Below are 19,930 nucleotides of genomic sequence, written 5' to 3' on the forward strand. Positions count from 1 at the left end.
AACTCGACAGCGTTACGGCGGTCATAGCGAAGGGGAAACGCCCGGTCCCATTCCGAACCCGGAAGCTAAGCCCTTCAGCGCCGATGGTACTGCACTCGCCAGGGTGTGGGAGAGTAGGACGCCGCCGGACATCATTCAGAAAGAGCCACCCCTACGGGGGTGGCTCTTTCTGTTTCCCGGGCGGCTTTCCTGTGCGGTCTCGGGATCCCCTCGGGAGTGCGTCCGTGCAGGTCAGAGGAGTGACTCGACCGTGTCGGCGAGCGTCTCGACCGGCAGTCGGCCGTCGAGGACGAGCGTGGCGCCGCGCCGCAACAATGGTTCGACGGTGCTGACGTATTCCGTGATCTGCGCGCGTTCGGCCGCACTCCTTCCGTAGGGGTTGGTCGTCCGCGTGGCGACGCGCGTGAGCAGGACGTCGAGCGGTGCGGTGAGCAGGACGACGTGCTCGAGGCGGTCGTAGAAATGCCTTTGGTTCTCCACCGCGCCCGAGATCACGACGTGGTCGTGGGTGGCGAGCAGGTGCGCGACCCGGAGTTCGTCCCAGGTGCCGTCAGAAGGAGCCCGCACCCAGGGGTGCGGGCTCCTTCTGTCGAGACGCCGGGTCCGGGTCAGCCGGCCTCGAAGACCACCACGCCCAGCGGGGGGACGCGGATCGACGCGGAGTACGGGCGGCCGTAGTGCGGCTCGGGCAGGGCCTCGATCTCGCCCAGGTTGCCCACGCCGGAGCCGCCGTACGCCTCGGAGTCGGAGTTGAAGATCTCGCGCCACCGGCCGCCGCGGGGCAGCGCCAGGCGGTAGCCCTCGTGGGGGATGCCCGCGAAGTTGACCACCACGGCGACGGGCGGGGAGTCGTACCCCTTGCGCAGGTAGGCGAGGGTGTTGCGGAAGGCGTCGTCGGAGTCGATCCACTCGAAGCCGTCGGGCGAGTGGTCCAGCTGCCAGAGGGCCGGTGTCTCCTTGTAGACCCGGTTGAGGTCCGCGACGGAGCGCATGACGCCCTGGTGGGCCGGGTCGTCGAGCGCGTGCCAGTCGAGGGAGCGGGACTCGGCCCACTCGGTCTGCTGCGCGAACTCGGAGCCCATGAAGAGCAGCTGCTTGCCGGGGTGGGTCCACTGGTAGCCGAGCAGCAGGCGCACGCCGGCGAGCTTCTGCCAGTGGTCTCCGGGCATCCGCTCGTACAGGGATCCCTTGCCGTGTACGACCTCGTCGTGGCTGATGGGGAGCACGAAGCGCTCGGAGTAGGCGTAGACCATCGAGAAGGTGATCTCGTTGTGGTGGTAGCGCCGGTGGACGGGCTGCTCGGCCAGGTAGCGGAGCGTGTCGTTCATCCAGCCCATGTTCCACTTCAGGCCGAACCCGAGGCCGTTGCCGTCGGTGGGGGCGGTGACGCCCGGCCACGCGGTCGACTCCTCGGCGATCATCATGATCCCGGGGGTGCGCCGGTAGGCCGTCGCGTTGGCCTCCTGGAGGAACGAGATGGCATCCAGGTTCTCGCGGCCGCCGTACTGGTTGGGCCGCCACTGGCCGGGCTTGCGCGAGTAGTCGAGGTAGAGCATCGACGCGACGGCGTCGACGCGCAGGCCGTCGACGTGGAACTCCTCGAGCCAGTAGGTGGCGTTGGCGACGAGGAAGTTGCGCACCTCGGACCGGCCGAAGTTGAAGACGTAGGTGCCCCAGTCGGGGTGCTCGCCGAGCAGCGGGTCGGGGTGCTCGTACAGCGGGGTGCCGTCGAACTGCGCGAGCGACCACTCGTCCTTGGGGAAGTGGGCGGGGACCCAGTCGACGATCACGCCGATGCCGGCCTGGTGCAGGGTGTCGACGAGGTGACGGAAGTCGTCGGGGTGCCCGAACCGTGAGGTCGGGGCGAAGTACGACGACACCTGGTAGCCCCAGGAGCCCCCGAACGGGTGCTCGGCGACGGGCAGCAGCTCCACGTGGGTGAAGCCGAGCGACGCGACGTGCTCGGTCAGCTGCTGCGCCAGGTCGCGGTAGGACAGCCCGACGCGCCAGGAGCCGAGGTGGACCTCGTACACGCTCATGGGTGCCGTGTGCGGGTCGCGGGCGCTGCGGGCGGTGAGCCAGGCGGCGTCGGACCACTCGTAGCGGGACTCGATGACGACGGACGCGGTCGCGGGCGGGATCTCGGTCCCCTGAGCCAGCGGGTCCGCCTTCTGGCGCCACGACCCGTCGTTGCCCAGCACCTCGAACTTGTAGCGTGCGCCGGCACCGACGCCGGGTGCGAAGACCTCCCACACCCCGCTGTCGCCGAGCGAGCGCATGGAGTGCGACGCGCCCTGCCAGTAGTTGAAGTCGCCGACCACGCGGACCGCGCGGGCGTTCGGGGCCCAGACCGCGAACGACGTGCCGTTCACGTCCCCGAGCTCCCCCGGGTAGCTGCGCGTGTTGGCGCCCAGGACGGTCCACAGCTGCTCGTGCCGGCCCTCGCGCACCAGGTGGCGGTCCAGCTCCTGCACCGTGGGCAGGAAGCGGTACGGGTCGTCGACGACGGAGGCGTGGCCGTCGTACGTCACCTCGAGCCGGTAGTCGGGGACCACCGCACCCGGGAGCACGGCCACCCAGACGCCGTCCTGCTCGTGCCGGGCGGCGACGCGTGACGTCGAGGTGGTCACGACGACCGACTCGGCCAGCGGGCGCAGGGTGCGGATGGTGACGCCGCCCCCTCCGACGTGCGGGCCGAGGACGTCGTGCGGTGCGTAGTAGGCCCCGTGGGCGACTGTGCGAAGGGTGTCGGCGTCGACGGGGACCGGGGACGGTGCGGCCGGGCTCATGCCCCTACCCAACCACCCGCAGGGGTTCCGCGCAGGACGGTCGCCCCGGTGACCTGCGTCTCAGGCACCGTCAGGCGTCGGCGGCCGGTGCTGTCGTCGTCGTACCGCGTGCGACCAGGCGGGGGAGGGGGGCCGTGTAGGAGCGGACGGTGCCGGAGGCGAGCAGGTTCAGGACGCAGTCGGCCACCTGGACCCCCATGGCGTGCACGTCCAGGCTCATGGCCGACAGGGCGGGGTGCGAGAGGCGGCAGAGGGCCGAGTCGTCCCACGCGAGCAGCGACAGCCGCTCGGGGACGGCGATGTCCATCTCGTGCGCGACGCCGAGTCCCGCGACGGCCATGACGTCGTTGTCGTAGATGATCGCCGACGGCGGCGTGCCCCGACCGAGCAGGACGCGGGTGGCGCGGGTGCCGGACTCCTCGCCGTAGTCGCCCTCGACCACCACGCCGTGCGCCCCGAGGCGTGCGCACTCGCCCATGAACGCGTCCGTGCGGGCCTGCGTGTGGGCCAGGTGGCGCGGGCCGCTGACGCGGGCCAGGCGACGGTGCCCGAGGCCGACGAGGTGGGTGACCGCGGTCCGCATCGCCTGGGCGTTGTCGATCCACACGTTGGCGAACGGAAGGTCGGGACGCGGTCCGCCGACGACGACGGTGGGGATGCCGAGCTCCGCCAGGACGTCGAGCCGCGCGTCCTCGAGCGCCACGTTGACCACGACGACGCCGTCGACCAGCTTGCCCTCGCCCCAGCGTCGGTAGGTGCGGATCTCGGCGTCGTGGTCGGGCACGACGTGCAGGAGCAGCGACCGCCCCTCGACCGCGAGCGATTCCTCGATGCCACCGATGAGCTCCATGAAGAAGGGCTCGAAGCCGAGCATCCGGGCGGGCCGAGCCAGGACCAGGCCCACCGCGTCGAGACCATTCGCCATGGTCGCGAGCGTACCTGCGGTGGGCTCCCGGTCAGGCCGGCGACTGGGTGAGGTCACGCGCACCGAGCCGGGGCACCACCACGTCGTTCGCGGACCGCAGCACGGGTTCCCGGGTGAGCTCGGCGGGATCGAACCGGGCCCGCGTGCGCACGAGGAAGGACGCGGTGCCGCCCGCGGGGATGTCGACCAGGGCGGTGTCGACGATCGCGTCGGGGTCGACGCGGTCGACGAGCAGCGTGACGTCCCGCGCGAGCGAGGTGGCCGTGACGTCGACCCGGTAGCCGTCCTGGACCGGCGTCACCGACGCGCGCAGCGGAGCCGGGTCGAGGGCCAGGTCGACGTCCTCGACCCACGTGTGGACCGCCTGGAGCGAGCCGAGCCGGACGACGAGCACCTCGTGCGCCGGGTCGTCGGGGGTCGCGACCGTCGTCGGCAGGGCGAACTGCCCCACCGACCACGCACCGACGGCGAGCGCGAGGTCCTCCTCCGCCAGCACGGTGCCGTCGAGACGCTGGCGGGACAGCCGGACGACGCCTTGCCAGATGACGGGGGTCTCGTTGACGACCGCCAGGACCTCGCGGCCCTCGCGCGGCTGCACGGTCAGCAGGCGGGTGGCGTACGCCGACCGCAGGGCGTACCAGAGGGGCTTGCGGCGCTCGTCGCCGTCGATCGCGGACCACGAGGTCACCGGCCAGCAGTCGTTGAGCTGCCAGACGATCGCGCCCGCGGTCCGGGGCCACCAGGAGCGGTAGTGCTCGATGGCGAACTGCACGGCGCGCGCCTGGTTGAGCTGGGTGGCCCAGTGCCAGTCGGCGAAGTCGTCGGGCACGCCCAGGTGCGGCTCCAGGCCGCGGTCGAGCTTGCCGTTGCCGTCCTCCGCCTTCTGGTGCAGCAGGAAGGCCGGGTCGTCCTTGGTCAGCGGGCCTCCGTCGACCGCGTGCACGGCGCGGGTCAGGGTGGCCCACGTGGGCGGTCCCTGGAACCCGAACTCCGAGCAGAAGCGCGGGACCTCGTCGCCGTAGACGCGGTAGTCGACGCGGTTCCACACCTCCCACTGGTGGTGCGTGCCGTGGTCGGGGTCGTTGGGGTGCACGTCCTCGAGGGCGAAGCCGGGGGAGTACGGGCTGCCGTCGGCGTAGGGCCGGGTGGGGTCGAGCTCGGCGACGACGTCCTTGAGCAGCTCGGTGGCGTAGCGGAACCCCCAGGTGCGCCCGTCGAGCGCCTCCTGCCAGTTCCAGTCCATGAACCCCCAGAGGTTCTCGTTGCCCCCGTTCCAGAGCACGAGGGACGGGTGCGGGGTCAGGCGGGCGACGTTCTCGCGGGCCTCCGCCTCGAGCTCGTCCCAGAGCGGCTGCTCCTCCGGGTAGGCCGCGCAGGCGAGCAGGAAGTCCTGCCACACCAGCAGCCCGCGTTCGTCGCAGAGCTCGTAGAAGTCCTCGGACTCGTAGATCCCGCCGCCCCAGATGCGCAGCAGGTTGAGGTTGGCGTCGACCGCCTGGTCGAGCCGGTGCGCCAGGCGCTCGCGGGTGATCCGGGTGAGCAGGTGGTCGTCGGGGATCCAGTTGGCGCCCTTGACGAAGATCGGGCGGCCGTTGATCCGGAACGTGAAGGCGGTGCCGTCCTCGTCCGCGCTGGTGTCCAGCTCCACCGTGCGGAAGCCGATCCGCCGGGTCCACGTGTCCAGGGGCTCCTCGGAGGCCGGGCCGGCGAGGGCGACGACGAGCTCCGCCAGCGGCTGGGCGCCGTGGCCGACCGGCCACCACAGCGGCGCGTGCGGGACCTCGAGCGCGACGACCGCGGCGCTGCGCGTGCCCGGCACGGTGACGGTGACGTCCGCGCCGGCGACGTGCGCGCGCACGGTCAGCGGCCTGTCGCCGCCGGGCAGCCCGGAGCGCTCGACGTCGACGTGCACCTGGACGTGACCGGTGCCTGCGGCGTCGACCGTGACGAGCGGGCGGACGGCCGCGAGGCGTGCGTGGGTCCAGCGCTCGACGCGGACCGGTCGCCACAGGCCCGCGGTCTGGAGGTCCGGTCCCCAGTCCCAGCCGAACGAGCAGGCCATCTTGCGGACCATGTTGAACGGCTGGTCGTACGCGAGCGGGCGGGCACCGAGGCGTGCTGCCTCCGCCTCGGCGTGCACGAGGGCCGACGAGAGCGCGACGGTGAGCCGCTGGGTGGTGGGCCGGAGCCGGGTTCGGACGTCGAACCGGTAGGAGCGGTGCTGGTTGGCGGTGCGACCGATCACGTGTCCGTCGAACGCGACGGTGGCGACGGTGTCGATGCCGTCGAACACGAGGTCGACGCGCTCGTCGGGTGCGGCCGGGGCGAGGTCCAGGTCGCGCTCGTACGCCCAGTCCGTGCGGCGCATCCAGGCGAGCTCCTCCTCGTGGCGGTCCAGGTACGGGTCGGGGATCAGCCCCGCCTCGAGCAGCGCGGTGTGGCTGGTGCCCGGCACGCGGGCGCGGACGCGGCGGCCGACGAGATCGGCGGGGACGGGGCCGGCGACGGCGGTCAGCGTCCAGCCGTCGTAGAGGTCCTGGGTGTGCATCGTCGAGCTCCTGGGTCCGGGGGTCCGGCGCGTGTCCGCCGCATCCTCGCGACGCACGTCGTCGGCTCCCCACGCGAGGGGCCGATCGTCTGGCAAGTACCCTGGACCCATTCTTAGACAACTGAATAAAGTAAGTCAATGACGCAGGTAGCGTGGCGCCGTGAGCGACGACACCACACGCACCGTGCCCGCCGACCTGATCCACCTGCGCGCCTCGGGCGTGAGCGTGGTGGTGGACCTGACCGGCGGCACCCTGCCGCGGGTCCTGCACTGGGGGAGCGACCTCGGTGACCTCGACGCCGCCGCGCTGGACGCCGCGCGCAGTGCCTGGCGACCGGTGCCGCACGGGTTCCCCGTCGACGGCGAGGTCGAGATCGCGGTGCTGCCGCAGGAGTCGGCCGGCTTCCTGGGCACCCCCGGTCTGGTCGGGAGCCGGGCGGGGCAGGACTTCTCGACGCAGTTCGCGGTCCGCACGCACGACGTCGCGACGACCGACGACGGCACGCAGCGACTGACCGTGCACGCGGTCGACGACGCCGCCCGCCTGGCCCTCACGCTGGTGCTCGAGCTGACCGCGCACGGCCTGGTCCGCCAGCACGCGGTGCTGACCAACGACGCGGACGACGTCTACGGGCTCGACGGGCTCCTGCTGACGCTTCCGGTGCCCGCCGTGGCCACCGAGCTGCTCGACTTCTCCGGCCGTTGGGCACGGGAGCGCAGCCCGCAGCGCACCGCGTTCACGCACGGCACCCGCCTGCGCGAGAACCGGCGCGGACGTACCGGGTACGACTCGGCGTTCGTGCTGGTGGCCGGCACCCCCGGGTTCGCGAACCGCACGGGTGAGGTCTGGGGCCTGCACACCGCGTGGTCCGGCAACCACCGGTCGCTGGCCGAGCGCAGCCACTACCACTCCGGTCTGCTCGGCGGCGGCGAGCTGCTCGGGTCCGGGGAGGTCCGGCTGGGTCGCGGGGAGTCGTACACCAGCCCCTGGGTCTACGGGTCGTGGGGGGTCGGGCTCGACGCGTTGGCGGGCCGGTTCCACGCCTGGATGCGCGCGCGCCCGCAGCACCCGCGCTCGCCGCGGCCGGTCACGCTCAACACCTGGGAGGCGGTCTACTTCCAGCACGACCTCGGCCGGCTGACCGCGCTCGCGGACGCCGCGGCCGCCGTGGGCGCGGAGCGGTTCGTGCTGGACGACGGCTGGTTCGGCGACCGGCGCGACGACACCCGAGCCCTGGGCGACTGGTACGTGTCGGCGGACGTGTGGCCGCAGGGTCTGCACCCGCTGGTCGAGCACGTCACCGGGCTCGGGCTCCAGTTCGGCCTCTGGGTGGAGCCCGAGATGGTCAACCCCGACTCCGACCTGGCCCGCGCGCACCCCGACTGGATGCTGCGCGTGCCGTCGCGGCTGCCCCGGGAGGCGCGGCACCAGCAGGTGCTCGACCTGGCCGTCCCCGAGGCCTTCGCGCACATCCTCGAGCGGCTCGACGCGCTGCTCACCGAGTACCCGATCGGGTACCTGAAGTGGGACCACAACCGCGACCTGGTCGACGCGGGCCACGGGGGAGCACCCGGCGTGCACGGGCAGACCGTGGCGATCTACCGGCTGCTCGACGAGCTGCGGGCGCTGCACCCGGGCGTCGAGATCGAGTCCTGCTCGTCCGGCGGCGCGCGCGTGGACCTCGAGGTCCTCCAGCGGACCGACCGCGTCTGGGCCAGCGACTGCATCGACGCGCTCGAGCGGCAGCAGATCCAGCGCTGGACCAACCTGCTGATCCCGCTGGAGCTGATCGGCGCGCACATCGGGTCCGGCCACGCGCACAGCACCGGCCGGCGCCACGAGCTGCCGTTCCGGGCGGCGACGGCGCTGTTCGGGCACCTCGGGATCGAGTGGGACCTGAAGGAGGCCGACGACGCCGAGCGCGCCGACCTGGTGTCGTGGATCGCGCTCTACAAGGCCGTGCGGCAGCTGCTGCACTCGGGGACGTCCGTGCACGCGGACGTCGTCGACCCGGTGCTGGCGGTGCACGGGGTGGTCGCGCGGGACCGCGCGGACGCGCTGTACGCGGTCGCCATGACGGGTCGGTCGACGAACACCGCCCTGCCGCGCGTGACGCTCCCGGGCCTCGACCCGGACGCGCTGTACGACGTGCGCCCGCAGGCGCCGGGTGACGCGGTCGACCACGCGCCTGCGTGGTGGTCCCCCGAGGGCGTGCGGCTGCCCGGACGGCTGCTGTCCGGGGTGGGCCTCGAGGCGCCCCTCCAGCTGCCGGAGCGCATCGCGCTGGTGCGGGCGACGCGCGTGTGACGCACGACGGGGCGGCCGGGACCGGCCGCCCCGTCGGCTACTTCGTCGCGCCCGAGGTGAACCCGTTGTAGATGTACCGCTGGAGGAACAGGAAGAGCAGCAGGATCGGGATGATCGTGATGACCACGCACGCGCAGATGGCTTCCCACTGCGAGCCGTACGGCCCCTTGAACGCGAAGAGTGCCGTGGAGACCGGGAGCGTGTCCGGGTCGTTCAGGTAGAGGTACGGCAGGTAGAACTCGTTGTAGATGCCGATGCCCTTGATGATCACCACGGTGGCGATCGCCGGCTTGAGGTTGGGCAGGATGATCTGGAAGAAGATCCGCAGGTGGCCCGCGCCCTCGATCATCGCGGCCTCGTCCAGCGAGCGCGGGATGCTGCGCATGAACTGCACGAAGATGTAGATCGAGACGATGTCCGTCCCCATGAAGAGCAGGATCAGCGCCCACCGCGACCCGTAGAGCCCCAGGCCGTTGATGATCTGGAACGTGGCCACCTGCGTGGTGACGCCGGGGACCAGTGTGGCCAGCAGGAACAGGATGAGGACCGTGCTGCGGCCCCGGAACCGGAACCGGTCGAGCGCGTACGCCGTCCCGGCGCCGATGAAGATGGTGCCGATGATGGCGGCGACGAAGATCAGCGCCGTGTTGAAGAACGCCAGCGCCATGCCGCCCCGCGTGAACGCGAGCGCGTAGTTGTCGAAGTTGAGCCAGTTCTCGGGCGGCTGGAACGGGTTCGTCGAGAGGAACTCCTGGTTCGTCTTGAACGACCCGAACAGGATCAGCCCGAGCGGCAGGAGCGTGGCGATCGAGGCGATGACGAGCGTGACGTACTTGGTCGTCCCGGCGGCGAAGGTCTTCACGTGAGGTCCACCTCCTCCTCGGGGACGAGCTTGCGCTGGAGCCAGGTGACCAGCAGGACGAACAGCAGCAGCACGACGGCCATCGCGGACGCGAGCCCGACCATGTTGCGCTGGAAGGCCATCCACACGGTCCGGATGACGAACGTCTCCGTCCCGTTGGCGCCGTTGGTCATGACGAACGGGATCTCGAAGACCGACAGCGAGCCGGAGATGCCGAGGATGAAGGCCAGGCCGACGATGGGCCGGATCGACGGCAGGATGATCGACCAGAACTCGTGCCAGCGGTTGGCGCCGTCGAGGGCGGCCGCCTCGTAGATCTCCGAGTTGATGGACTGGATCGCGCCCAGGAACATCACGAACGTCAGACCCGTGTACCGCCAGACGGAGACGGCGGCGAGCGAGTAGTTGGCGACGTCCGGGTCACCCGTCCACTGGTGGATGAGGCTCTCGAGACCGGTGTTCAGCAGCACCGTGTCGAGGCCGCCGCCCGGCTTGAGGAAGTTGAGGAAGATCAGGCCGATGGCGACGCCGTTGATGAGGTACGGGAAGAACAGGATGCCCTTCCACATGTTCTTGAAGCGGACCTTGAACGACAGGATCGTCGCGAAGTACAGGGCGAGCGCCATCTGCACGAGCGAGCCGACGATGTAGAACAGCGAGACGTAGAAGACCCGCAGGTTGTCCGGGTCGGTGAAGACCTCCACGTAGTTGTCGAGGCCGATGAAGTTCTTGGTCTTGTCCAGCCCGTCCCAGTCGGTGACCGAGTACCAGAACATGTTGATCACGGGCGTGTACGTCAGGAGCAGCAGCAGCCCGATCGGGACGAGCAGGAACAGGTAGGGCGTGAGCCGGCGGTACCACGCGGAGCGGGAGCCCGCCCCACCCGGAACCTTCCGGGTGGGGCGCGCCAGGTCCGGCTCCGCCGCGTTCGCGGCGACCTGGCCGGTGACGCTGGAGGATGCGGTGGTCATGGTGTCCTCAGGCGCCGGCGTCGGCGCGTCCCTCGGCCCACTTGGCGTTCAGGTCGTCGAAGATCTGCTCCTTGGTGCGGGCACCGGAGCGGGCGTCGTCGATGATCTGGAGGCGGTACTTGGGATCGGTGGTCACGATGCCCGACGCGGTGTCGATGTCCGCGAACAGCGACTCCTTGCCCTCGGGGGCGGGGTTCATCGTGATGAGCTCGACGTCCTCCATGAAGCTTGCGAGCGCGGCCGGGACCGCCCCGTCGATCATCGGCGAGAGGCCGACCTCTGCCTCGGAGTAGCCCGACTCGTGGTTGAACCAGTCGATCCACGCCCGGGCGGTCGCCTTGTTCTTCGAGTTCACGTTGATGCCGAGGTTGTAGTCGCCACCCGCAACCGCGTGGAACTTGCCGTCGACCTGGACGGGGATCGGCATGTAGCCGATGTCCTCCGGGTCGGCGCCCGCCGCCTCGGCGGCCGCAGCCATCTGCGGGATGGCCCACGAGCCGAGCTGCATCGTCGCGATCTCGCCGACGCCGATCATGCGCTTGGAGCCCTCCCAGTCGGTGGTGGTCGGGTCCGCCTCGGTGAGGCCCTGGGCGACGGCGTCATAGAGCGTGCCGTCCGTGGCGCCGTAGTCGGAGTCGTCCGTCCACGGCGTGTCGGACTGCGTCATCTCGTTGATGGCGTCCGGGTTCGCCGTGACCGCGCCGCGCCAGCCGTCCCACTGCGAGAGCGCCCACGAGTCCTTGTAGTTGGTGTAGAGCGGGGCGACCGCGATGCCCTTGTCCTTGATGGCCTGGAGGTCGTCGAGGTACTCCTGCGGGGTGGTCGGGAACTCCGTGACCCCGGCCTCCTCCCACACGCGCTTGTTGTAGAGGACTCCTTGGACGTTGCCGACGACGGGGATGCCGTAGGTCTTGCCCTCGAAGGACTTGTCGTTGATCCAGCGGTACTCCTTCTCCATCTCGGCCTGGTCGCCGAGCGGCTCGAAGAAGTCGGGCAGCTGGTCGGGGGTGACCGAGCCCGGGATGGCCAGGACGTCGCCGTACTCGTCGGTGTTCATCCGGGTCTTGATGGTGCCCTCGTAGTCCTTGACGCCCTCGACCTTGACGTCGGTGACCTCCGGGTACTTGGCCTTGAACTCCTCGACGTACTTGTCGAACGTGCCGTCCTCCACGCGGTCCGTGCGCCACGTCAGGACGGTGATCGAGCCCGAGGGGGTGCCGTCGTCGGCAGCCTCGTCTTCGTCACCGCTCGCGCCGCCCGAACAGGCGGCGGTGAGGGCAAGGATCGAGGTGGCGGCCGCCATCGCCATCAGGCGTGTGCGTCGCTTCTGAGGGAACATCGTTGATCCTCTCGTCGTGCCGGCACCTCCGCGTGCCGACCGGGGTCTGATGAGGCAGAGCGGCCCGGGGGCCGAGCCGCTGTGCTCCGTGTGGCATTCTTAGGCAAGTGAACAAAGTAAGTCAACGGGCGTGTCGTGGGCACGGCCGTCCGTTCCCGGATCGTTATGGTGTGCGACGAGGGGGACACCCCATGGAGGAGGACGGGTGAGCGGCTCCCAGCCGGGTCTCGGCGCCGCGCACGCGAGCAGCCGGTCGGCGATCCTCGACCTCATCCGGGCCGCCGGCACGATCAGCCGCGTCGAGCTCACGCGCGCGACCGGCCTCACGGCCGCCACCATCTCCACCGTCGTCCGGCGACTGATCGACGACGGCCTCGTGCTGGAGGTCGGCCGCGCCGAGTCCACCGGCGGCAAGCCCCGCATGCTCCTCCAGCTGGACCCGTCGGCGCGCTACGCCATCGGCGTCCACCTGGACCACGCCGGCATCACCTACGTCATCGCCAACCTCGGTGGCGCGATCGTCGCCCGCTGGCGCCGGCCGGGCGCGGGCTCGGACGACCCGCGCGAGGTCGTCGCCCGCATCGCCGCCGAGATCCGCACCACGGTGACGCGCGTGGGCGTCGACCCGGCACGCATCCTCGGGCTGGGCGTCGTCTCGCCCGGTCCCATCTCCGCGTCGACCGGCATGACGCTCACCCCGCCCGTGATGCAGCGCTGGACCGAGTTCCCGCTGGGCGCCGCGCTCGAGGAGGCCATCGGCCTGCCCGTGCTGCTGGACAACGACGCCACCGCCGCGGCGATCGGCGAGTACTGGTCGGGCGGCATCTCGACCGGGTCGGCGTTCGCCGCGCTCTACATGGGCACCGGGATCGGCGCGGGGATCCTCGTCGACGGCACGGTGTACCGCGGCTCCAGCTCGAACGCCGGGGAGGTCGGGCACATCTGCGTCGACCTCGACGGTCCCGAGTGCTGGTGCGGCAACCGCGGGTGCGTCGAGGCGCTGGCCGGGCCCGCCGCCGTCGTCGCTGCGGCGCGGGACGCGGGGATCGATCTGGCAGGCCGGAACGTCGCGGAGAACTTCGGCTCGCTCGCGCGCGCCGCCAGCCGCGGTGAGGCGCTGCCGATGGAGCTGCTCCAGCGGTCGGCCCGGTACCTCGGGGTCGCCGCGCAGACCCTGGCCAACGTGCTCGACCTCGAGCTGGTCATCCTCACCGGACCGGCGTTCGCGCTCGCGGGCTCGCTCTACCTGCCCGAGATCGAGCGTCGGCTGGGCCAGTCGTTCTTCGCCCGCGGCAGCCACCCCGTGCGGGTGATCATCTCCTCCAACGCTCCCGAGGCCGCCGCGGTCGGTGCGGCAGCGCTGGTGCTCCAGAGCGAGCTGGCGCCGCGGCAGGCAGGCGTGCGGATGCCGCTGGAGCTCCCGCTCGAGGTCACCGCGGGCTGATCAGCCGGTCAGCCGCTCCAGCCCCGCGAGGGGGATCGGCAGCCACGACGGGCGGTTGCGGGACTCGTACACGGCCTCGTAGAGCGTCTTGTCGAGCTCCAGCGCGCGCAGGAGCGTCTGGTCCCCGCCTCCGTACCCGCGCAGCAGGCCGGCGCGGGCGTCGGCCGTCCAGGACGCTGCGTCGGCGCCCGTGAGCCCGCCGACGGCCGCGGCGTAGTCGATCGAGCGCAGCAGCCCGGCGACGTCCCGCAGGGCCAGGTCCGGCCGGGTGCGCTGCGCGAGCGGGGCGAGAGGCTCGCCCTCGAAGTCCATGATGAACCAGGTGTCGTGCGACCGGAGCACCTGCCCGAGGTGCAGGTCGCCGTGCACGCGCTGGCGCGGCGGTGCAGACGACAGCGCCCGGACCTCGGCGACGACGGCCGCGACCCCGTCGGCGAACCGCGCCAGGGCCGGGACCGCGGACAGTGCCCAGGAGAAGCGGGCCGCGACCGCGCGGGCGACCTCCTCGGGGCCGTCGTCGGACGGGTCGACCCCGTACGCCTCGACCAGGGCGACGTGCATGGTGGCGGTGATCGCGCCCAGCTCCGCGGCCAGGGGTGCGAACGTCTCGGCGCGGCCCGCGTACGCGCAGGCCAGCTCGAAGCCGTCCTCGGCCGCGTCGACGAACGCGGCGAGGACCCCGAGGTAGCCGGTCACCGGGTCGCCGTCGTGACCGGGCCACTCGGCCTGCAGCCACGCCAGCGGCGCCGGCACGTTCGCCCAGCCGACGTCCACCAGGTGCCGGGGCACGTCGACGTCGGGGTTCTCGCCCGGGGCGATGGCGCGCAGCACCTTGAGGATGCCCGGCCGGGCGCCCGGCAGGATCACCGAGGTGTTGGACTGCTCGCCGGAGACCACCCGGGCCGCGGACACGTCGACCTCGGCACCCGGACCGTCCGCGGCCGCGAGCCACGCGCGCAGGAATGCCGGGTGGTGGGCGCCGTCCAGCACCGTCCGGCCGTCGAGGGTGCCGAGGGCCTCGGGGGACGGCTCGTCGGTGAGGACCAGCGGCACCTGCAGGACGACGTCGATGGATCCCGCGCGCGCACGGACCAGCAGGATCGTGACGTCGGGGGCGAGCGCGAACGACGCCACCGGCGACAGCTCCGCCGCCTGACCCTTGGCGGGGAACCAGCGGCGCGTGGGCAGCCAGTCCCGCAGCACGTCGAGCAGGCGCGCGTCGTCGGGGGAGGTGCGGGCGCTCAGGCTCACGGGGCGGTCAGCTCCAGCCAGTAGAAGTCGCGCGACCCGAGCGTGAACGAGGCGGTGCCGTCGGGCCGGATCGAGGCGAACGGAGCCCCGCCGAAGACGTCGTGCACGGACCAGCCGGCGCGGTCCTTCAGGGTCACCGTGGCCGCACGGGCGGTCGACGCCAGGTTGGCCACCACCAGGATCGTCTCGTCGGCGGTCCGCCGGCAGAACGCCAGCACCGAGTCGTTGTCGCAGGCCAGCACCTCGAAGTCTCCGGCGCCCAGTGCCGGGTGCAGGCGCCGGACGGCGAGCATGCCGTGCACCCAGTGCAGCAGCGAGGTGGGCTGCGCCAGCTGGGCCTCGACGTTGGTGTGGCTGAAGTGGTGCACCAGCGACTGGACGAGCGGCAGGTAGAGCTTGCCGGGATCCGCCGTGGAGAAGCCGGCGTTGCGGTCGGGAGTCCACTGCATAGGCGTGCGCACCGAGTCGCGGTCGGGCAGCCAGATGTTGTCACCCATGCCGATCTCGTCGCCGTAGTACAGGCACGGGCTGCCGGGCAGGGAGAGCAGCAGCGCGTGCGCGAGCTCGATCTCCTTGCGGGAGTTGTCCAGCAGCGGGGCCAGCCGACGCCGGATCCCGACGTTGGCGCGCATCCGGGAGTCCGGCGCGTACCAGCCGTACATCGACGCGCGCTCCTCGGTGGAGACCATCTCGAGGGTGAGCTCGTCGTGGTTGCGCAGGAACGTGCTCCACTGGGCGCCGTTGTTCGGGATCGGCGGCGTGTCGGCCAGGATGTCGATGATCTGCGTCGCCCGCTGGTCGCGGATCGAGTAGTAGATCCGGGGCATCACCGGGAAGTGGAAGCACATGTGGCACTCCGGCTCCTCCTCGGTGCCGAAGTAGTGCACGACGTCCTCGGGCCACTGGTTGGCCTCGGCCAGCATGATCCGGCCCGGGAACTCGTCGTCGATCATCTTGCGGACCTTGCGCAGGAACGCGTGCGTCTCGGGGAGGTTCTCGCAGTTGGTGCCCTCGGCCTCGAACAGGTACGGCACCGCGTCGAGGCGGAACCCGTCCACGCCGATGCCCAGCCAGAACCGGCCGACGTCGAGCATCGCCTCGACCACCCGCGGGTTCTCGAAGTTCAGGTCCGGCTGGTGGCCGAAGAACCGGTGCCAGAAGAACTGCCGCCGCACGGGGTCGAAGGTCCAGTTGGACGTCTCGGTGTCGACGAAGATGATGCGCGCGTCCGGGTACTTGGTGTTGTCGTCGCTCCACACGTAGAAGTCGCCGTACGGCCCGTCGGGGTCGGAGCGGGAGGCCTGGAACCACGGGTGCTGGTCGCTGGTGTGGTTCATCACCAGGTCGACGACGATGCGCATGCCGCGGGCGTGCACCTGCTCGATGAGCTCGGTGAAGTCCGCCATGGTCCCGTACTGGCCGGCGATCGCTGTGTAGTCGGCCACGTCGTAGCCGCCGTCGCGCAACGGGCTCGGGTAGAACGGCGGCAGCCACAGGCAGTCGATGCCGAGCCACTGGAGGTAGTCCAGCCGGTCGATGAGCCCGCGCAGGTCGCCGCTGCCCTGACCCGAGGAGTCGGAGAAGGTGCGGAGCATGACCTCGTAGAACACCGCGGTCCGGTACCACTCACGGTCCTGCGTGAGGCCGCCCGCGACCTCGACGGGGTGCGGCATCGCGGGCTGGCGACGAGCGGGCAGCGCGATCTGGGCGGTGGTGGGCGCAGGCTCGCGGGCGTGCCGGCCCGCGGGGGTCTCGGTCACGGCGCGACCAGGTTCACCACGTGAGCCGCCCGGATCATCGGGTCGAGCCGGACGAACACCGACGAGCCCCACTCGTACGCCTCGTCGGAGAGCACGTCGTGCGCGACCACCGGCCGGCCTGGATCGAGGCCGTACGCGTGCAGGTCGAGCTGCACCGTGCCCTCCCGGGCGTTCCACGGGTCGAGGTTGACGATGACCACGATGGTGTCCGCCCGACCGGTCGGCGAGTGCTCGGCGTCGAGGTGCTTGGAGAAGGCGACGAGGGCGTCGTCGGACGTCGGGAGCACCCGCAGGTTCCGCAGCTGCTGGAGGGCGGGGTGGGTGTGCCGCAGCTCGTTCAGGCGGCCGAGGAGCAGGTTGATGCCGATGGCGTCGGCCTTCGACCAGTCGCGCGGCTTGAACTCGTACTTCTCGTTGTCGATCTGCTCGTCGACGCCGGGCCGCGGCACGTCCTCGACCAGCTCGTAGCCGGCGTAGATGCCCCACGTCGGCGCACCCAGGGCGGCCAGCACGGCCCGGACGGCGAACCCGCGCACGCCCGTGGCCTGGAGGTACGGCGGCAGGATGTCGTGCGTGGTCGGCCAGAAGCTGGGCCGCATCCACGCGCCCTGCTCGCCCGAGACCTCCGCCAGGTACTCGGTGATCTCGTCCTTCGTGTTCCGCCAGGTGAAGTACGTGTACGACTGGTGGAACCCGATCTTGGCGAGCGTCTGCATCATGGCCGGCCGCGTGAACGCCTCGGACAGGAAGATGACCTCGGGGTGGTCGGCCCGCACGGACTGCAGGATCCGCGCCCAGAAGTCGAGCGGCTTGGTGTGCGGGTTGTCGACGCGAAACAGGGTCACCCCGTGGTCGATCCAGACCTGGAGCACCCGGCGGATCTCGGTGTAGATGCCCTCGGGGTCGTTGTCGAAGTTCAGCGGGTAGATGTCCTGGTACTTCTTCGGCGGGTTCTCCGCGTACGCGATCGTGCCGTCGGCGCGCGTGGTGAACCACTCCGGGTGCGCGGTCACCCACGGGTGGTCGGGGGAGCACTGGAGCGCGATGTCCAGGGCCACCTCCATGCCGAGGCCGCGGGCATCGGCGACGAAGTCGTCGAAGTCGTCGAAGGTGCCGAGCGAGGGCTCGATGGCGTCGTGCCCGCCGACGGGGGAGCCGATGGCGTAGGGCGAGCCCGGGTCGCCCAGGTCGGCGAAGAGCGAGTTGTTGGGGCCCTTGCGGTACGTCGCACCGATCGGGTGCACGGGCGTCAGGTAGACCACGTCGAAGCCCATGCCGGCGATGCGCGGCAGGTCGAGGGCGGCGGTGCGCAGCGTCCCGGAGTGCCACTGGCCGATCTCCGGGTCGTACTTGGCACCCTGCGAGCGGGGGAAGAGCTCGTACCAGGACCCGGCGAGGGCGAGCGGGCGGTCGACCACCAGCGGGTACGCGGGCGACCGGGTGACGGAGTCCCGCAGCGGGTGGGCGGCCAGGACCGCGTGCACCTGCGCCGACAGCCCGGCCGAGAGGCGCTCGCGCGGGGCGTCGCGGACGTCGCGCAGGCCGATCACCGCGTCGGTGAGCACGCGGGCTGCCGCGCGGGGCATCGCGTCCGCACCGGTGCGGGCTGCGGCGCGCTCGAGCAACAGCGCACCCTCGGCGAGCATCAGCTCGACGTCCACCCCGGCCTCGACCTTGATCGTCGCGTCGTGCACCCAGGTGCCGTACGGGTCCGACCAGCCCTCGACGCGGAACGTCCAGTCGCCGGTGCTCGTCGGGACGAGGCGGGCCTCGAACCGGTCGAGGCCGGGCGCGATGTCGACCATCCGCGCGCTCGCGCGGTCGACGCCGGTGGGATCGGTGAGCACCGCCGTGGCGCCCACGGCGTCGTGCCCCTCGCGGAACACGGTCGCCCGCACGGGTACGGCTTCACCGACGACGGCCTTGGCCGGGAACCGTCCGGCTTCCGCCACAGGAGAGACATCGACGACGGGGATGCGGCCGACGGAGGTGCCCAGGGGCACGGGGCTGATCGTCACACTCCCGAACCTATCCGTTGGTCCTGGTAGCAGGCATCTGGAGCGCCGGTTATGCGCCGAGCGCCCTGCCCACCGTGCGACCCGTGAACAGGCAGCCGCCGAGGAAGGTCCCCTCCAGCGCGCGGTGCCCGTGCACGCCACCACCGCCGAACCCCGCGGCCTCGCCGGCCGCCCACAGCCCCGGCAGCACCTCGCCGTCGGGGCGCAGGACGCGGCCCTCGAGGTCGGTGTGCAGGCCGCCGAGGGTCTTGCGGGTGAGCACCGAGAGCCGCACGGCGAGCAGCGGACCGTGCTGCGCGTCGAGCAGCCGGTGCGGCTTGGCCACCCGGATGACCTTGTCGACGACGTACCGCCGCGCCATCGCGGTGGCCACCACCTGGGCGTCCTTGCCCAGACCGGTCTCCACCTGCCGGTCCCGGGCGACGATCGTCCGCTCCAGGGCGGCGGCGTCGATCCGGTCGGTGCCGGACAGCGCGTTCATCTTCACGGCCAGCTCGGCGGGCGTGTCCGCCCAGAGGAACTCGTCGGACTTCTCCGCGAACGCCTCGACGGGCCCGACCGCGCCCGGCTTGACGCGCTCCAGCAGCAGCCTGACGTCCTTGCCGGTCAGGTCCGGGTTCTGTTCCGAGCCCGAGAGTGCGAACTCCGAGCCGAGGATCGTCTTGTCCAGCACGAACCACGAGTGGTCGTCGCCGCGCTCGGTGACGTGCTGCAGCGCGCCGAGCGAGTCGAAGCCGGGGAACAGCGGGGCGGGCAGCCGGTGCCCGTCGGCGTCGAGCCACAGGCTGCTCGGGCCGGCGAGGATCCGGATGCCGTGCCGCGACCACACCGGAGAGTGGTTGGTGATGCCCTCCGGGTAGTGCCACATCCGGTCCTCGTGCACGACGGCCGCGCCGGACGCCTTGGCGGCGGCGATGCCGGAGCCGTCCACGTGGTCCGGCACCCCGGCGAGCATCCGCGCGGGCAGCCGGCCGGCCGACGCCGGCCACGTCGAGCGGACCAGGTCGTGGTTGGCGCCGATGCCGCCCGTGGCGACGACGACCGCGGCCGCGGAGATCTCGAACGGTGCGGCGACCTCGCGGGAGCTGGGCACGGCGCGCGCCACGGGGTCCGCCACGAGCACGTCGCCCCGCACGCCGGTGACCCGACCGTCCGTGGTCACCAGGTCGGTCACCCTGTGCCGGAACCGCACGTCCACCAGTCCCTCGCGGCGGGCGTCGAGCAGCGCGCGGACGAACGGCTCGAGGACGCCCGGTCCGGTGCCCCACGTGAGGTGGAACCGCGGGACCGAGTTGCCGTGACCGTCGGCCAGGTACCCGCCCCGCTCGGTCCACTGCACCAGCGGGAACCAGCGCACACCCAGGCCGTGCAGCCACGACCGCAGGTCACCGGCGGCGAAGTCGACGAAGCCCTCGGCCCACGCGCGTCCCCACCGGTCGGAGCCGTCGTCCGCGAAGCCCGCGGACCCGAGCCAGTCGGCGAGCGCCAGGTCCGCGGAGTCCTTGACGCCGAGGCGGCGCTGCTCGGGGGTGTCGACGAGGAACAGGCCCCCGAACGACCAGAACGCCTGGCCGCCCAGGCTCGCGGCAGGTTCCGCGTCCAGCAGGGTGACCCGGCGGCCCGCGGCGACCAGCTCGGCGGTGGCGACGAGCCCGGCCAGGCCCGCGCCGACGACCACGACATCGGAGTGCGTCATGGTGGGCAACTCTACGATC

13 protein-coding genes and 1 rRNA gene are annotated in these 19,930 nt (G+C 71.6%); 3 read left to right on the top strand and 11 right to left on the bottom strand.

Annotated elements, in window-relative coordinates; all coding sequences use genetic code 11:
- Nucleotides 1–13 precede the first annotated feature (13 nt).
- Nucleotides 14–130 (top strand): 5S ribosomal RNA (gene rrf, locus HP550_RS13650).
- Between the two features lie 101 nt (nt 131–231).
- Here the strand turns inward: rrf and HP550_RS13655 are convergent.
- From HP550_RS13655 to HP550_RS13670, 4 genes are all read right to left on the bottom strand, one after another.
- Nucleotides 232–567, bottom strand: coding sequence for a nucleoside/nucleotide kinase family protein (locus tag HP550_RS13655; RefSeq protein ID WP_175348233.1), 336 nt, complete (start codon nt 565–567; stop codon nt 232–234).
- 41 nt (nt 568–608) lie between these two features.
- Complete coding sequence (gene glgB, locus HP550_RS13660; RefSeq protein ID WP_175348234.1) at nt 609–2,789, bottom strand: 1,4-alpha-glucan branching protein GlgB; 2,181 nt, start codon at nt 2,787–2,789, stop codon at nt 609–611.
- A gap of 70 nt (nt 2,790–2,859) precedes the next feature.
- Complete coding sequence (locus HP550_RS13665; protein WP_175348235.1) at nt 2,860–3,714, bottom strand: LacI family DNA-binding transcriptional regulator; 855 nt, start codon at nt 3,712–3,714, stop codon at nt 2,860–2,862.
- Nucleotides 3,715–3,745: 31 nt separating this feature from the next.
- Nucleotides 3,746–6,262: a glycoside hydrolase family 2 protein gene (locus tag HP550_RS13670; RefSeq protein ID WP_175348236.1), complete on the bottom strand. Its 2,517-nt coding sequence runs from the start codon at nt 6,260–6,262 to the stop codon at nt 3,746–3,748.
- 160 nt (nt 6,263–6,422) lie between these two features.
- Between HP550_RS13670 and HP550_RS13675 the strand changes: the two genes are divergently transcribed.
- A complete protein-coding gene (locus HP550_RS13675) occupies nt 6,423–8,570 on the top strand; it encodes an alpha-galactosidase (RefSeq protein ID WP_175348237.1) in 2,148 nt (715 codons plus the stop codon).
- Between the two features lie 37 nt (nt 8,571–8,607).
- Here the strand turns inward: HP550_RS13675 and HP550_RS13680 are convergent, their stop codons facing one another.
- The 3 genes from HP550_RS13680 to HP550_RS13690 are packed head-to-tail and all read right to left on the bottom strand — an operon-like array spanning nt 8,608 to nt 11,742.
- Nucleotides 8,608–9,432 (bottom strand): ABC transporter permease subunit, encoded by an 825-nt coding sequence (locus tag HP550_RS13680; protein ID WP_175348238.1) that lies wholly within the window; start codon nt 9,430–9,432, stop codon nt 8,608–8,610.
- Nucleotides 9,429–10,403: a carbohydrate ABC transporter permease gene (locus tag HP550_RS13685; protein ID WP_175348239.1), complete on the bottom strand. Its 975-nt coding sequence runs from the start codon at nt 10,401–10,403 to the stop codon at nt 9,429–9,431. The genes HP550_RS13680 and HP550_RS13685 overlap by 4 nt, the downstream gene beginning before the upstream one ends.
- A 7-nt stretch (nt 10,404–10,410) precedes the next feature.
- The gene (locus tag HP550_RS13690; RefSeq protein WP_175348240.1) at nt 10,411–11,742 is read right to left on the bottom strand and encodes an ABC transporter substrate-binding protein; all 1,332 of its coding nucleotides are present in this window, start codon (nt 11,740–11,742) and stop codon (nt 10,411–10,413) included.
- A gap of 205 nt (nt 11,743–11,947) precedes the next feature.
- Here HP550_RS13690 and HP550_RS13695 point away from each other — a divergent pair, with 205 nt between their 5' ends.
- Nucleotides 11,948–13,186 carry an ROK family protein gene (locus HP550_RS13695; RefSeq protein ID WP_175348241.1) on the top strand — a complete coding sequence of 413 codons (1,239 nt, stop codon included), beginning with the start codon at nt 11,948–11,950 and terminating at the stop codon, nt 13,184–13,186.
- Here the strand turns inward: HP550_RS13695 and HP550_RS13700 are convergent, their stop codons facing one another.
- The 4 genes from HP550_RS13700 to HP550_RS13715 form a co-directional block, all read right to left on the bottom strand.
- Nucleotides 13,187–14,437: a maltokinase N-terminal cap-like domain-containing protein gene (locus HP550_RS13700; RefSeq protein ID WP_175348242.1), complete on the bottom strand. Its 1,251-nt coding sequence runs from the start codon at nt 14,435–14,437 to the stop codon at nt 13,187–13,189.
- Nucleotides 14,434–16,110: a maltose alpha-D-glucosyltransferase gene (gene treS / locus HP550_RS13705; RefSeq protein WP_175348459.1), complete on the bottom strand. Its 1,677-nt coding sequence runs from the start codon at nt 16,108–16,110 to the stop codon at nt 14,434–14,436. Before treS ends, HP550_RS13700 begins: the two co-directional genes overlap by 4 nt.
- Nucleotides 16,111–16,193: 83 nt before the next feature.
- Nucleotides 16,194–18,215, bottom strand: a complete 2,022-nt coding sequence (locus tag HP550_RS13710; RefSeq protein WP_175348243.1) for a maltotransferase domain-containing protein — start codon at nt 18,213–18,215, stop codon at nt 16,194–16,196.
- Nucleotides 18,216–18,264: 49 nt separating this feature from the next.
- A complete protein-coding gene (locus HP550_RS13715; RefSeq protein WP_175348244.1) occupies nt 18,265–19,911 on the bottom strand; it encodes an FAD-binding dehydrogenase in 1,647 nt (548 codons plus the stop codon).
- Nucleotides 19,912–19,930 lie beyond the last annotated feature (19 nt).

The organism is Cellulomonas humilata (assembly GCF_013359775.1).
GTDB classification, from domain to species: domain Bacteria; phylum Actinomycetota; class Actinomycetes; order Actinomycetales; family Cellulomonadaceae; genus Cellulomonas; species Cellulomonas humilata.

Coding starts and splice junctions, on each gene's coding strand:
- HP550_RS13685 (WP_175348239.1), bottom strand. CDS start 10,403: ATGACCACCGCATCCTCCAGCGTCACCGGCCAGGTCGCCGCGAACGCG.
- HP550_RS13665 (WP_175348235.1), bottom strand. CDS start 3,714: ATGGCGAATGGTCTCGACGCGGTGGGCCTGGTCCTGGCTCGGCCCGCC.
- HP550_RS13690 (WP_175348240.1), bottom strand. CDS start 11,742: ATGTTCCCTCAGAAGCGACGCACACGCCTGATGGCGATGGCGGCCGCC.
- HP550_RS13715 (WP_175348244.1), bottom strand. CDS start 19,911: ATGACGCACTCCGATGTCGTGGTCGTCGGCGCGGGCCTGGCCGGGCTC.
- treS (WP_175348459.1), bottom strand. CDS start 16,110: ATGCCGCACCCCGTCGAGGTCGCGGGCGGCCTCACGCAGGACCGTGAG.
- HP550_RS13670 (WP_175348236.1), bottom strand. CDS start 6,262: ATGCACACCCAGGACCTCTACGACGGCTGGACGCTGACCGCCGTCGCC.
- glgB (WP_175348234.1), bottom strand. CDS start 2,789: ATGAGCCCGGCCGCACCGTCCCCGGTCCCCGTCGACGCCGACACCCTT.